This is a genomic window from Thermophilibacter provencensis (assembly GCF_030372065.1).
In the GTDB taxonomy this organism is placed as follows: domain Bacteria; phylum Actinomycetota; class Coriobacteriia; order Coriobacteriales; family Atopobiaceae; genus Thermophilibacter; species Thermophilibacter provencensis_A.
The window spans coordinates 1-13,615 of the sequence record NZ_JAUDEA010000015.1 but is presented as its reverse complement, the minus strand read 5'-3'; the positions used below and the strand labels follow the sequence as shown (position 1 = coordinate 13,615).

Annotated in this window: 13 protein-coding genes; all 13 read left to right on the top strand. The window is 65.0% G+C overall.

Features of this window, described 5'->3' with window-relative positions; genetic code table 11:
- Positions 1-9 precede the first annotated feature (9 nt).
- Positions 10-294 (top strand): PTS sugar transporter subunit IIB, encoded by a 285-nt coding sequence (locus QUW25_RS08425; RefSeq protein WP_289511763.1) that lies wholly within the window; start codon positions 10-12, stop codon positions 292-294.
- 95 nt (positions 295-389) lie between these two features.
- Entirely contained in the window at positions 390-1,772 is a 1,383-nt protein-coding gene (locus QUW25_RS08420; protein ID WP_289511762.1) for a PTS galactitol transporter subunit IIC, read from the top strand.
- A gap of 81 nt (positions 1,773-1,853) precedes the next feature.
- Positions 1,854-3,497: a dihydroxy-acid dehydratase gene (ilvD, locus tag QUW25_RS08415; protein ID WP_289511761.1), complete on the top strand. Its 1,644-nt coding sequence runs from the start codon at positions 1,854-1,856 to the stop codon at positions 3,495-3,497.
- A 94-nt stretch (positions 3,498-3,591) separates the two neighbouring features.
- The gene (locus tag QUW25_RS08410; RefSeq protein ID WP_289511760.1) at positions 3,592-4,413 is read left to right on the top strand and encodes a Cof-type HAD-IIB family hydrolase; all 822 of its coding nucleotides are present in this window, start codon (positions 3,592-3,594) and stop codon (positions 4,411-4,413) included.
- 17 nt (positions 4,414-4,430) lie between these two features.
- Positions 4,431-5,411 (top strand): phosphoglycerate dehydrogenase, encoded by a 981-nt coding sequence (locus tag QUW25_RS08405; protein ID WP_289511759.1) that lies wholly within the window; start codon positions 4,431-4,433, stop codon positions 5,409-5,411.
- Positions 5,412-5,494: 83 nt separating this feature from the next.
- Complete coding sequence (gene pepT / locus QUW25_RS08400) at positions 5,495-6,751, top strand: peptidase T (RefSeq protein ID WP_289511758.1); 1,257 nt, start codon at positions 5,495-5,497, stop codon at positions 6,749-6,751.
- A 2-nt stretch (positions 6,752-6,753) separates the two neighbouring features.
- Positions 6,754-7,290: a hypothetical protein gene (locus tag QUW25_RS08395; protein ID WP_289511757.1), complete on the top strand. Its 537-nt coding sequence runs from the start codon at positions 6,754-6,756 to the stop codon at positions 7,288-7,290.
- Positions 7,291-7,298: 8 nt separating this feature from the next.
- Positions 7,299-8,156: an HAD family hydrolase gene (locus tag QUW25_RS08390; protein WP_289511756.1), complete on the top strand. Its 858-nt coding sequence runs from the start codon at positions 7,299-7,301 to the stop codon at positions 8,154-8,156.
- The gene (locus tag QUW25_RS08385) at positions 8,156-9,241 is read left to right on the top strand and encodes an ABC transporter substrate-binding protein (protein WP_289511755.1); all 1,086 of its coding nucleotides are present in this window, start codon (positions 8,156-8,158) and stop codon (positions 9,239-9,241) included. The genes QUW25_RS08390 and QUW25_RS08385 overlap by 1 nt, the downstream gene beginning before the upstream one ends.
- Positions 9,242-9,571: 330 nt before the next feature.
- Positions 9,572-11,377 carry a glycoside hydrolase family 35 protein gene (locus tag QUW25_RS08380; protein WP_289511754.1) on the top strand — a complete coding sequence of 602 codons (1,806 nt, stop codon included), beginning with the start codon at positions 9,572-9,574 and terminating at the stop codon, positions 11,375-11,377.
- 1 nt (position 11,378) lies between these two features.
- Positions 11,379-11,843, top strand: a complete 465-nt coding sequence (locus tag QUW25_RS08375) for a PTS sugar transporter subunit IIB (RefSeq protein WP_289511753.1) — start codon at positions 11,379-11,381, stop codon at positions 11,841-11,843.
- Between the two features lie 92 nt (positions 11,844-11,935).
- Positions 11,936-12,823: a PTS mannose/fructose/sorbose/N-acetylgalactosamine transporter subunit IIC gene (locus tag QUW25_RS08370; protein ID WP_289511752.1), complete on the top strand. Its 888-nt coding sequence runs from the start codon at positions 11,936-11,938 to the stop codon at positions 12,821-12,823.
- A partial coding sequence (locus QUW25_RS08365; RefSeq protein ID WP_354003634.1) for a PTS system mannose/fructose/sorbose family transporter subunit IID occupies positions 12,804-13,615 on the top strand: 812 nt, incomplete at its 3' end. The genes QUW25_RS08370 and QUW25_RS08365, both read left to right, overlap by 20 nt.

Genomic DNA, 13,615 nt, shown 5'->3' with positions numbered 1-13,615 from the left:
GGAAGAAAAATGGCAAAGCGTGTTCTCGTGGCCTGCGGCAACGGCGTCGCCACCTCCACCGTCGTGGCTGCCAAGATCAAGGACTACTGCGCCGATCACGGCGTGGCCATCCAGGTCACCCAGTGCAAGATGCTCGAGCTCCACGACAAGGCCAACGACTACGACCTCGTGGTCACCTCCGGCAAGTTCAAGGACGCCGACGTCAAGACCCCGATCATCATGGCCATCTCGCTGCTCACCGGCATCAACGAGCAGGCCACGCTCGACAAGATCGTCGAGGCGCTCAAGGACTAGCTGTCGTCTCGCGGGCAGCGTGCCCGCCGACGCGCGGGTCCCGTCGCCCCGCGATTCTTCAAGGCACAAAACGCACTACATGAGAAAGGAAAGGCATGGACGCGTTCCTTAACGGTGTCAGCACCGTCTTCCAGGCGCTCATCAACGCCGGTGCCTACGTCATGCTGCCGATCATCATCACGATCATCGGCCTCGTCTTCCGCATGAACATCGGCAAGGCCTTCAAGAGTGGTATCACCATCACCTGCGGTTTCGTGGGCATCAACCTTCTCGTCAACCTGCTCAAGTCCGCGGTCTCCCCGGCGGCGAGCGCGATGGTTGCCAACTTTGGCCTCAACCTCGACGTCACCGACGTCGGCTGGGGCGCCATCTCCTCGGTCACCTGGGCCTCCCCGATCGTGGCCTTCCTGGTCTTTGAGATCCTCGGCATCAACATCCTGATGCTCGTCCTCAAGCTCACCAAGACCATGGACGTCGACATCTGGAACTATCACCACATGATGATCGCCGGCATCCTTGTCTTCTTTGTGACGAACAACATCGTCTGGGCCCTTATCGCCACGGCCTTCACTGCCGTCATGACGCTCAAGTTTGCCGACTGGACCTCGCCGCTCATCGAGCACTTCTTCGGGATTCCCGACGTCACGCTCCCGACGATCTCCTACACCTCGTCCATCATCATCGCGGCGCCGCTCAACTGGGTCATCGATCGCATCCCCGGCCTCAACAAGGTGAACATCTCCATCAGGAACGTCCAGAAGTACCTCGGCATCTTCGGCGATCCCATGATGCTCGGCCTCATCCTCGGCTGCGCCATGGGTGCCCTCGCCCTCATGCCGATCGACCAGATCTTCCTCACCGGCGTCAACGTTGCCGCCGTCATGGTGCTCATGCCCAAGATGACCGCCATGTTCGTTGAGGGCCTCATGCCCATCTCCGACGGCGCCCAGAAGTTCACCACCAAGCACTTTGGTGGTCAGTCGCTCTCCATCGGCCTTGACGCTGCCGTCGTTGTCGGCAACCCCGAGGTCATCACCACGGCCCTCATCATGATCCCGGTCACGATTTTCCTGGCCTTCGTCCTCCCGGGCAACCGCATGATGCCGCTCGCCGACCTCTCCGTCGTCACCTTCCGTGTGGCCCTGGTCGTCGCCCTCTGCCGTGGCAACGTGTTCCGCTCCATCCTCATTTCCATCCCGGTGATGGCCGCGATCCTGTACGCCGGCACCTTCGCTGCCCCGTACCTCACCGACCTCGCCACCTCCACCGGCCTGTCCTTCGACGGCCAGATTGCCTCCATGGCCGGCCCGTCGCTCACGCAGACCGCCATCGTGTTCTGGACCTGCATCTCCGAGAACGCGATCATCCTCGTTCCGGTTGCCGTCATCATCTTTGTTGCCGTCTGGTTCCTCGTTGAGAAGAAGATCGGCATGGAGAAGATCGAGGCCTACGCCGCCGAGTACGAGGAGATGGAGTAGCCTCTACTTCGTCCCGCTCAAGACAGGTGCCGTCGACGGGACGGCACCTGTCCCACTCTTTGGAAACTGAGGGGAGAAACAATGGTACGTGCGATTGACAAGCTGGAGCCCTTCCAGCGCGCGATCTCCAAGGCTCACCTCGCAGCGGCCGGCGTTGCCGTGGATTCGCTCGAGAACCCCGACAAGCCGCTCATCGCCATCGCGAACAGCTGGAACGAGGTCTGCCCGGGCCACGAGCCGCTCAAGAAGCTGGCCGAGGAGGTCAAGAAGGGCGTCCTCGAGGCCGGTGGCGAGCCCATCGAGTTCAACACCATCGGCATGTGCGACGGCATCGCCCAGGGCCATGCCGGCATGCGCTACTGCCTGCCGCACCGTGAGATCATCGCGGACTCCTGCGAGGCCATGATCGTGGGCGAGGGCTGCTTCGACGGCGTGGTCTACCTCGGCAGCTGCGACAAGATCATCCCCGCCATGCTCATGGCCGCCGCCCGCATCAACCTGCCCGCGGCGCTCGTGACCTGCGGCCCGTGCTATGACGAGATCAAGCCCTCCGAGTCCAAGGCGCTGCGCGCCCGCTTCCTCGCTGGCGAGGCCACCGAGCGCGACGTCATCGAGGGCACCCTGCGCTACTACACCGGTCCCGGCGTTTGCCCGTTCCTCGGCACCGCCAACACCATGGGCTGCCTCACCGAGGGCCTCGGCATGATGCTGCCCAACGGCGCCCTCTGGCCGTCCTCCACGAGCCAGCGGCGCTTCTCGGCGCGCCAGACCGGCGCGGCCGTCGTCGACCTCGTTCGTCGCAACATCCGCCCGTCCGACATCATGACGCAGGCGGCCATCGATAACACCGTCAAGCTGCTCGCCTCCATCGGCGGCTCGCTCAACGCCCTCATCCACCTGCCCGCCCTGGCCGCCGAGCTTGGCCTGGAGTGCACGTGGACGCAGGTCGCGGAGATCACCTCCAAGACGCCCGTCATCTGCAACGTGGTGCCCAACGGTGACATCTCCTGCGTCAACCTCTACAAGGCCGGCGGCATCCCCGCCGTCCTCGACACCATCAAGGGCGACCTCGACACCTCCGTCATGACGGTCACCGGCAAGTCCCTTGCCGAGAACCTCGAGACGAGCGTGCTGCGCTGTGACCGCTCGGTCATCCGCACCCAGGACGACCCGGCCTCCATCGCCAACGGCATCCAGGTCCTCTACGGCAACCTCGCTCCCGAGGGCGCGCTCGTCAAGACGAGCGCCGTGCCGGCCGACCAGCACGTCTGGAGCGGCACCGCGATGGTCTTCAACTCCGAGGAGGAGGCCTTCGACGCCTACAACGCCCACGCCATCAAGCCGGGCACCGGCGTCATCATCCGCTACGAGGGCCCCAAGGGCGGCCCCGGCATGAAGGAGCTCCACCGCGTCACGGAGATCATGAAGGGCATCCCCAACTCCGCGGTCATCACGGACGGTCGCTTCTCCGGCGCCTCCGGCGGCCTCTCGGTGGGCTACCTCTGCCCCGAGGCCTTTGACGGCGCGCCCATCGCGCTCGTCGAGGACGGCGACAAGATCAACATCGACCTCACCAAGAACCTCATCGAGGTCGAGGTCTCCGACGAGGAGTTCGCTCGTCGCAAGCAGGACTGGAAGCCCGTGATCCACGAGAACGGCGGTCACCTCCTGGCTCGCTACGCCAAGCAGGTCAGCTCCGCCAAGACCGGCGCGGTCATTCAGTAGTTTCAAGAGGGGGCTCATCCCCTTTTGACGCTTCAAGGGCGATAGGGGGACGCCGGGAGCCTCCCGGCGAGGGAAAACGAGGAAGGTGCCGCTCATGATAAGGATCGCTTTCTCAGACATGGACGGTACCTTCCTCACGCCCGAGAAGACCGTCACGCCGGAAAACGCGCGCATGCTGGACGCCGCCTTCGAGCGCGGCGTCCAGTTCGTGCCCTGCTCCGGCAGAAACGTGGGCGACCTGCCGCGCGAGGTGGTCTCCCACCCGAGCGTTCGCTACGCGATCTGCTGCAATGGCGCCCTTATCGTTGACACCTCCACGCAGGAGGTCCTCCGCAAGGTCCTTATCGAGAAGGACCTCGTGCGCAGTCTCTACGAGCGCGTGCGCGACCTGCACGTCACCTTTGACGTCTTTGCGGACGGCCGCGTCTACACGCACCGCGACCGCTTTCCGATCATCGACGAGGTTGACCTCTCCGCTCCCACCAAGGCCTTCATCAAGGCCGGCCGCACCGTGCACTCGATGACGATTGACGAGCTCCTCGACCACGTTGACGGTGTGAACCGGCTCAACCTCTTCTTCCACAACGCATCCGAGGCCCAGGCCATCTGGGATGCCGTCGACGCCATCCCGCAGCTCAGAAGGACGCACTCGCTCCCGTGCAACGTCGAGGTGACCGACGTCGAGGCACACAAGGGCAACGGCGTTCGCTGGCTTTGTGGGGAGCTGGGCATCTCGACCCACGACGCCGTCGCTTTTGGGGATAATGACAACGACATCACCATGCTCCAGGTCGTGGGGGATGGCGTTGCCATGGATAACGCCGAGCCCTCGTGCAAGGCCGTCGCCGATCACATAACTGCGAGCTGCGCGGACTCGGGTGTCGCACGCTACCTCATGCCGATTCTCGAAAGCTGACCGAAGGGAGGCCCGACGTGTCCGATGCCTTTGTCGTAGCGTCGTGTGCCGCAACCTTTGGAATCTTCAACGAGGGCCCGCTCGCGCGTCTCGAGGCCGCGGGCTGCGAGGTGCGGATCAACCCCTACGGCCGCCCGCTCACCGCCTCCGAGATCGTCGAGTTTGCCGAGGGCGCCGACGCCCTCATCCTGGGAAACGACGTCCTGAGCGCCTCAACCATCGACCACCTTCCCGACCTGCGCCTCATCGCGCGCCACGGCGCCGGCTTTGACGGCATCGACTTTCATCGCGCGAGCGAGCGCGGCATCACTGTCACCAACACCCCGGGCGCCAACAGCGAGGAGACGGCAGACCTCACCTTTGCCCTCATCCTCGACCTCGCCCGCATGATCACGCAGTCCGTGGTCCAGCTCAAGGGCGGCGTGTGGAACAAGATCCCCGGGCGCAGCCTCTACGGAAAGACCCTCGGCATCGTCGGCGTGGGCTCGATCGGCATGGCCGTGGCGCGCCGCGCAATGGGCTTTGGCATGGACATCGTGGGCAACGACATCGTCCGGCGCGACGAGGCCGCTCGCTACGGCCTGCTCTACACGGGTCTCAACGAGCTTCTTGCCGTCTCGGACGTGGTGACCATTCACGCGCCGCTCACCTCCGCCACCAGAAACCTCCTCGGTGCGCGCGAGTTCAGGCACATGAAGGACGGGGTCCTTCTCGTCAACACGGCGCGCGCGGGCATCGTGCGCGAGTCGGCGCTCGAGAAGGCGCTCGCAACCGGCAAGCTCGGCGGCTACGCCGTGGACGTCTTTGACCCCGAGCCGCCCACGCTCTCTCGGGTCTACAAGATGCCCAACGTGCTCGCGACGCCGCACATCGGGTCGGCAACGCTCGAGGCCAACCAGCGCATGGGCGACGTGGTGGTGGACAACATCCTCGCCTTCAAGGACGGACACGTTCCGCCCAACCGCGTCACCGCCGTCGACAGCGTCCGCTTCTCGTAGCGCGGGCCCACCCGCGCGGGTGCCGCCTCACCTCTGCTGCGCTAGACTAGGGGCGAGAAGAGCGACAACCCCAGGGAGGCCCCATGACAGACGTCGTCGAGCGCTTCATGCGCTATGTGCAGGTGGATTCCGCCTCGGATCCGGACAACCTCGAGCAGACCCCCTCGACCGAGCGCCAGCACGACATGGCGAGCGTCCTTGCCGAAGACCTGCGCGCCCTTGGCTGCCAGAATGTCCGCGCCGACGAGCACGCCTACGTGACGGGCACGCTGGGCGCCTCCGCCGGTGCCGAGGGCCTGCCCGCGCTCGTGCTCTGCGCCCACATCGACTCCTCTCCGGACGCGCCCGCCTCGGGCGTGCGCCCGCACATCGTCCGCTACGAGGGCGGCGCGCTCGTCTCGGGCATCGTTGACGGCGAGGTCATCCAGACCACGCCCGAGCAGGTGCCCGACCTCGAGAAGTTCGTGGGCGAGGACATCGTCTGCTCCGACGGCTCGACGCTGCTCTCCGCCGACGACAAGGCTGGCGTTGCCGAGATCATGGCGCTTCTCGCCCGCCTGTCGGCAAACCCCGAGCTTCCGCACCCCGCCATCGTGGCCGCCTTTGTGCCCGACGAGGAGATCGGCCACGGTGCGAGCCTGCTCAAGATCGAGGAGCTCGGCGCGTGCGGCGGCTACACGGTGGACGGGGAGGCGCTCGGCGAGTTTAACTACGAGTGCTTCTCGGCGAGCGAGGCCACGGTCTCCGTTCACGGCGTGATGGTCCATCCGGGCGCCGCCAAGGACGTGATGGTCAACGCCATTACGGTAGCCTCCGAGTTCCAGCAGATGATTCCCGCCTGGGAGCGCCCGGAGCACACCTGTGGCCGCGAGGGCTTCTTCCACCCCACGGACATCACGGGCTCCGCTTCAGACGTCACGCTCTCCTACATCATCCGCGACTTTGACGCCGCGGCCTTTGCCCGCCGCGAGCGGACCATGCGCGACGTGGCCGCCTTCCTCAACGCGCGCTACGGCGAGGGGACCGTCGAGGTGTCCATCCGCCCGCAGTACCGCAACATGGCGGAGAAGTTTGGCCCGGACGACCAGCGCCTCATCGACTTTGCCCTCGAGGCCAACCGCGAGGTGGGCATCGAGCCCGTGGTGGTCCCAGCGCGCGGCGGCACCGACGGCGCCCAGCTCACCTTCCGCGGCCTGCCGTGCCCCAACCTCGCCACGGGTGGCTACAACGCCCACTCGGTGCGCGAGTTTGTGCCCGTGCGCTCGCTCGAGGTCACGGTGGACATGCTCGAGCGCCTCGTTGCCAAGTTTGCCGTTGCCCCGGCGTCTGCGGGGGAGTAGCCGTGACCGACGTCCTTCTCGCCGCCGCGGCCGTTGTACTCCCGCTCGTTGCGATCGTCATTGAGCACGTGGGCAACGTCCGCATCACCGAGCGCCACCACAGCCACCATGACACGTACGTGGTCCCCGCTTCGTTTACGCGCTCGATTGTGCTCTCCATGGTGTTCATGGGCGTGTTTGGCCTGCTCATGGGCTGCCTCTGCAGCGCCAACGTCTTTGCAGCGAGTCACGTCACGGTACTCGCCTTCTTTGACGCGTACCTCGTCATGAGCTTTGCCCTCTGGCTTGCCCTCTGCCGCTACCGGGTCTCCACGTTCAGCGACTGCATGGTCGTCACGCCGTTTCTGGGCCCGCGCGTGTGGGTGGCGTACGCGGAGATAGACCGCCTTGCGTGGTCCGGCCTGCGGATGGAGTCCGGCTTTCGCAGCCTGGACGTCTACGTTGGCGGGCGGCGCGTCGTCAAGTTGCGCGGCATCGTGGACATCGAGGAGATCCTCATGAGCATCGACCGCTTTGACCTGCTTCCCCAGACCACCTAGGAGCGACCGTGATCAAGCTCGCCCTCTCGGACATGGACAACACGCTCATCCCCTTTGGCGCGCCGCACGTCTCTGACCGCACCATCGAGGCGGTCCATGCCGTGCTCGACGCCGGCGTGTTCTTTGGCCCCGCCACCGGCCGCGAGCCCCTTGAGCTCAAGCGCTTCTTCCAGGGGGACGAGGCCTGCTTCAGGACGGGCATCTTCTCAAACGGCAAGCGCGTGCATGCCAACGGGGTCGCCGTGCGGACGATCCTTCTTGGCCACAACGAGCTCGTGCGCATCGACGAGGCGCTGCGCGGCGAGAAGGGCGTGTTCCTCGTGTGCTACCCGGAGCAGACCGACGAGACCAACCCCGCCTACGGCGTGCGCACCACCAAGCCCGAGCTCGCCGTCTTCGAGGGACGCACGCACTTTACCGGAACCGTTGTGGACGAGGTTCCCAACGAGGACTTCATCGCGGCGACCATTGCCTGCCCCGGGCCGCCCGAGCGCATGGACCGCTGCCGGCAGATCATTGCCGAGGCGGTTCCCGAGGTGAGGATCGTCTCGCCCATCCCGGAGTGGTTTGACGTGCTGCCGGCGGGGGTGTCCAAGGCGAGTGGCCTCGATGTTCTTCTCGATGCGCTTGACCTCACGCCCAGCGAGGTGGTCGTCTTTGGGGACGCCGAGAACGACCTCGACATCATGCGCCGCGTGCCGCACGCGGTGGCCGTTGCCAACGCAAACGACGAGGTCAAGCGCGTCGCTCGCCATCACGTGGGCTCGGTGGGCGAGGACGGCGTGGCCGAGGCGCTCCTTGAGATCGCGCGGGCAACGGCGGTGGGGGAGACGCCCGCCTTCCTGGCCGATGAGGGGTTGGAGTAGTGTCCGCCCCGCTCACGAGGGGCGCGTTTCTCCGCGCGTGCGCCGCGGGCGCCGCGGGTGCCGCCGTGTCGCTTTCTGCCTGCGCGGGAGGCGGGGATGAGAACGTTCAGAGCGAGCCCGTTGCCACCAATCCCTCTGAGGGCAAGCTCGGCGGCAAGCTCGTGGTGCGCACCTCGTGTCCGGAGCTGCTGGTCAACGCGGTGATTCCCGCCTTCACGGAGAAGACGGGCGTGACGGTGCGCCTGGTGGAGGCGCCTGTCTCCGACCTGCTTTCATGGGATGAGGGGGAGTCCCTCGACCCTGACCCGGACGTTGTCTGGGGAGCGGACCCAAGCTGGTACGAGGGGCTCGAGGAGCTTCTTGAGGAGTACATCTCCGGCGAGAACGGCGCCATGCGCGCGGGGTGTCGCAACGTGGGCGGCTGCGTCACGCCGGTCACCCGCGAGGTTGCCGTGCTTGCGGTGCGCGCGGAAGAGGCCGCCTCGAGCGATTCCGCAGATGACGCCGCGGAGGATCAGGTGGTCACGGGCTATGCGTCACTGCTCGACGAGGGGCTCGCCGGGCACGTGGCGCTGGCGGACCCCCAAACGAGCGCATGCGGCGCCGCGCACGTGGCGGCCATCGACCGTGCCCTTTCCCAGCAGGGGGACGGCGCCGCGCTGGAGCTCCTCCGCGAGCTCCGCGCACAGGGCGTGCCCGTGGCGGACGCAGGGGATGCCCTCGCTGCCCTGGCGGAGGGGGAGTGCCGGGTCGCGCTTGTCTCCGAGCAGCTGGTCTCGCAGGCGATGCTCGCGGACGCCCTCGCGGTGGAGCCCGTCTGCCCCGAGGAGGGCGCCTACGTCACCTGCGGCTGCACCGCCATCGTGAGGGGGTGCGCGCACCTGGCCCAGGCACAGGCGTGGATCGACTACGTGACGGGACAGGAGTGCCAGCAGGAGATGGCCCGCGAGGCCTGCGCGCGCCCGGTCAGAGAGGACGTTCAGGACCCGGAGGGCTTCCCCGAGGTGGGGGAGCCGTCGGTTCCGGAGCGCGAGGTTCTTCTCGCTCAGTGGGCGGCCGCGGGAGAGGCCGCGGACGAGAAATAGACGAGCGCCACAGCGACCCCCGGGTGCAATTGGAATCGTTTTCATACATTTTTGATGGTCACTCAAAAGTAATACCAGTAGACAACTGATAGAGTTGTTACTACCAGTTAAATTGCCCGAAACAACTGCGGAAATGAGTTTTTTAAATAGAAAAAAGGCATTGAGCTGCGAAAACGGCAACTACCGCTCATAGGCAAAAACCGACCGCTCAGAGTCACCTTCACAATTTCGAGATATTTGTGGTGGAAACCTGTATGATGTCTAGGATGGCGTTTCTCGCCTTACGGGAGAAGGTGCCGGATGGGCCGGCACAAAGACACGGGGAGCACAATGCACACGTTTGAGATTCGTGACCAGTTCGTGCTCGACGGTGAGCCGTTCCGGATTCTCTCCGGCTCGATTCACTACTTCCGCGTTGACCCCTCGGACTGGCACAACTCCCTCTACAACCTCAAGGCCATGGGCTTCAACACCGTGGAGACGTACGTGCCGTGGAACCTCCACGAGCCGCGTCCCGGCGAGTTTGACTTTGCCGGCGGCCTCTCCCTCGCGCGCTTCCTCGACGAGGCGGCCGAGCTCGGTCTCTGGGCCATCGTGCGCCCGTCTCCGTTCATCTGTGCGGAGTGGGAGTGGGGCGGCTTCCCCGCATGGCTGCTCCAGGACCGCACCATGCGTCCGCGCTCGCGTGACCCCAAGTTCCTCGCGCGCGTGGCGTCCTACTATGACGCCCTCATGCCCATCCTCGTTGACCGCCAGATCACCCACGGCGGCAACGTCATCATGATGCAGGTGGAGAACGAGTACGGCTCCTACTGCGAGGACAAGGAGTACCTGCGCGCCATCCGCGACCTCATGCTCGAGCGCGGCGTGGACGTGCCGCTGTGCACCTCCGACGGCCCGTGGCGCGGGTGCCTGCGCGCCGGCACGCTGATTGACGACGACGTCTTTGTGACCGGCAACTTTGGCTCCCGCTCGGCGGAGAACTTCGCCAACCTCAAGGCCTTCCACGAGGAGCACGGCAAGACGTGGCCGCTCATGTGCATGGAGTTCTGGGACGGCTGGTTCAACCGCTGGGGCGAGAACGTCATCACGCGTGACGCCCAGGACCTGGCTGACTGCGTGCGCGAGCTCCTCGAGCTCGGCGGCTCCATCAACCTCTACATGTTCCACGGCGGCACCAACTTTGGCTTCATGAACGGTTGCTCCGCCCGCCACACCCATGACCTCCACCAGGTCACGAGCTATGACTACGACGCTGTCCTCAACGAGGAGGGCAACCCCACCGAGAAGTGGTACAAGCTGCGCGACGTGGTGCGCGAGCTCTTCCCGGACGCCTGGACGGCGGACCCCGTCACCAAGACGGCCGTCGAGGTGGGCGCGGAGAAGATCCGTCTCACGGGCCGCACCGGCCTCTTCGAGAACCTCGGCGTCCTCGACGCCGAGCCGGTGAGCTCGCTCTACCCGCAGACGATGGAGGACATGGGCCAGTCCTACGGCTACGTCCTCTACCGCACGCAGATTGAGCGCGACACCAGCGAGCCCGAGCGCATCCGCGTGGTGGACGGCCGCGACCGCGCCCAGGTCTTCGTCAACCAGCAGCTCGTGGCCACGCAGTACCAGGAACACATCGGCGAGGACATCCGCTACGCGCTCCCGGAGGAGCACAACCAGCTCGACATCCTCGTCGAGAACATGGGCCGCGTTAACTACGGCCACAAGTTCCTCGCGGACACGCAGCGCAAGGGCATTCGCACCGGCGTGTGCGTGGACCTTCACTTCGTCCTCAACTGGGAGGCCTACCGTCTTGGCCTCGAGGACGTCTCCAAGCTTGACTACGCTGCCGGCTGGGCCGAGGGGACGCCGTCCTTCTCGCGCTTTGAGTTCACGATCGACGAGCCGGCGGACACGTTTGTGGACACTACGGGCTTTGGCAAGGGCGTCGTCTTTGTCAACGGGGTCAACGTGGGCAGGTACTGGGAGATTGGTCCCATTTCCACCCTCTACGTCCCCCACGGCGTCACGCGCGCCGGCGTCAACGAGCTCGTGCTGTTTGAGACCGAGGGACACGTGAGCGACTCCATCTCCCTGCGCTCTGCGCCCCTCATCAACCACCTCGAGAAAGAAGGAGTTGAGTAGCATGATCGTCGGAGCACGTGTTGACTTCCGTCTCATCCACGGCCAGGTCGGCAACCTCTGGGCCAACGCCCGCCAGGTCAGCCGCTTTATGGTCGTCGATGACCAGGTTGCCGAGGATGCCACCCAGAAGCAGGTCCTGCGCATGGCCACCCCGGCCACCTGCAAGCTCTCCGTCCTGCCCGTCGAGAAGGCCGCGGCCAACATCCTCGCCGGCAAGTACGACGCGCAGCGTCTGTTCATCGTCGTCAAGAAGCCCGAGGTCTACGTCAAGCTCGCCAAGGCCGGCGTGAAGTTCGACGAGATCATCCTCGGCAACATCACCTCGATGAACATCGTCAAGACCTACAACCGCAACATCAACTGCGGCCAGGACGACGTTGACGCCCTGACCGAGCTGAGCAGCATGGGCGTTCCCATGGTCATTCAGCTCACCCCGCAGAACAACCCGGAGCCCTTCAAGCTCTAGGCTTTGGCGCTACGCCGTGAGGGGAGATGCACGGCACAACATAGCGTGTTGGTTCAAACAAGTTCGAGACTGCAAGAAGGAGGAAAAGAACCATGATTCAGTGGTGGCAGATTCTTCTGCTTACGCTCTATGCGGGCTTCCAGATCATGGACGAGCTGCACTGGTACTCCAGCGCCGGCTCCGCCGTGTTCTCCGGTTTCATCACCGGCCTCATCATGGGCGACATGGCAACTGGTCTTTTCATCGGTGGTAGCATGCAGCTCACCATCCTCGGCGTTGGCACCTTCGGCGGCGCTTCCCGCATCGACGCCAACTCCGGCACCCTGATCGCCACGGCCTTCGCCGTGAGCTCCGGCATGGACCCGGAGCAGGCCCTCGCCGCCCTCGGCGTGCCCGTGGCCGCCATCCTCGTCTACACCGACATCCTCGGTCGTATGGCCAACACCTTCTGGGGTCACGCCTGCGACGCTGACGTCGAGAAGATGAACTGGGGCGCCTATAACGTTCACTACTGGATGGGTGCTGTCTCTTGGTGCCTCTCCCGTATGATCCCGGTCTTCCTCGCCCTCGCCTTCGGCCAGGGTCTGGTTGACGCCATCACCACCGCCCTCAACGGCGACCTCGCCTGGCTCGGCACCGGCCTCACCGTCGCCGGTGGCATGCTGCCGGCCGTCGGCTTCGCCATCCTGCTCCGCTACCTGCCCGTCAAGAAGCACATCGCTTACCTGATTCTCGGCTTCGTGATCGCTGCCCTCCTCGGCACCGCCTTCACGAGCATCCAGACCATCGGCGGCGACGTCGCCACGGTCGCCGGTGCTACCGAGACCGCCATCACCGGTGGCAGCTTCAAGGGTCTGTCGATGCTGACCGTCGCTCTCATCGGCTTCGCTCTTGCCTACATTTACTATCAGCAGCATCAGAACGCGGCTGTCGCGACTGTCTCTGCTGGCGTGGAGGGAGATGACGACGATGAGCTCTAATGCCGGACAGACCACTGGCTACAAGCTTACCAAGGCTGACCTTCGCCAGATTAACATCCGCAACCTCGTCGGCTTCCAGGCTGGCTGGAACTACGAGCGTATGCAGCACTCCGGTTACCTGTGGATCATCCTTCCGCAGCTCCGCAAGATTTATGGGGACAACACCGAGGCCCTGAAGACCGCCTGCCGCACCCAGTGCTCGCCGTTCTTCAACACCTCGAACTTCCTCAACACGATCATCACGGGCATCGACCTCGCCATCGAGGAGACCGAGGGCGTTGACGGCCTCGAGACCGTCGCTTCCCTGAAGACCGGCCTCATGGGCCCGCTCGCCTCCATCGGCGACTCCATCTTTGGCTCGCTGCTCCCGACGATCTTCGGCGCCCTGGCCGCCAACATGGCCCAGGCCGGCAACCCGCTTGGCATCTTCATCTGGATCGCCTCCTGCATCGTGGTCGACTGGTTCCGCTGCAAGCAGACCTACATCGCCTACGATCAGGGCATGAAGCTCGTCACCACCATGTCTGACAAGCTCAACGCGATCACCGATGCCGCTACCGTCATGGGCGTCTTCATGGTCGGCGCGCTGATCTCCACCAACGTGGGCATCGTCCTCACGATCAACCCCAACATCGGTGGCGTTCCGCTCAACGTTCAGGACATCCTGAACAACATCTGCCCCAAGCTCGTCCCGGCGTGCCTCGTCGGCTTTGTGTACTGGCTCCTCGGCCGCAAGGGCATGACCTCCACCAAGGCGATCTTCATCGTCCTGGTGCTCGGCGTTGTCCTCGG

What these genes read in the sequence shown, in the direction of transcription:
- QUW25_RS08425 (WP_289511763.1), top strand. Translation starts at nt 10, where the DNA reads ATGGCAAAGCGTGTTCTCGTGGCCTGCGGCAACGGCGTCGCCACCTCC.
- QUW25_RS08420 (WP_289511762.1), top strand. Translation starts at nt 390, where the DNA reads ATGGACGCGTTCCTTAACGGTGTCAGCACCGTCTTCCAGGCGCTCATC.
- ilvD (WP_289511761.1), top strand. Translation starts at nt 1,854, where the DNA reads ATGGTACGTGCGATTGACAAGCTGGAGCCCTTCCAGCGCGCGATCTCC.
- QUW25_RS08410 (WP_289511760.1), top strand. Translation starts at nt 3,592, where the DNA reads ATGATAAGGATCGCTTTCTCAGACATGGACGGTACCTTCCTCACGCCC.
- pepT (WP_289511758.1), top strand. Translation starts at nt 5,495, where the DNA reads ATGACAGACGTCGTCGAGCGCTTCATGCGCTATGTGCAGGTGGATTCC.
- QUW25_RS08380 (WP_289511754.1), top strand. Translation starts at nt 9,572, where the DNA reads ATGCACACGTTTGAGATTCGTGACCAGTTCGTGCTCGACGGTGAGCCG.
- QUW25_RS08375 (WP_289511753.1), top strand. Translation starts at nt 11,379, where the DNA reads ATGATCGTCGGAGCACGTGTTGACTTCCGTCTCATCCACGGCCAGGTC.
- QUW25_RS08370 (WP_289511752.1), top strand. Translation starts at nt 11,936, where the DNA reads ATGATTCAGTGGTGGCAGATTCTTCTGCTTACGCTCTATGCGGGCTTC.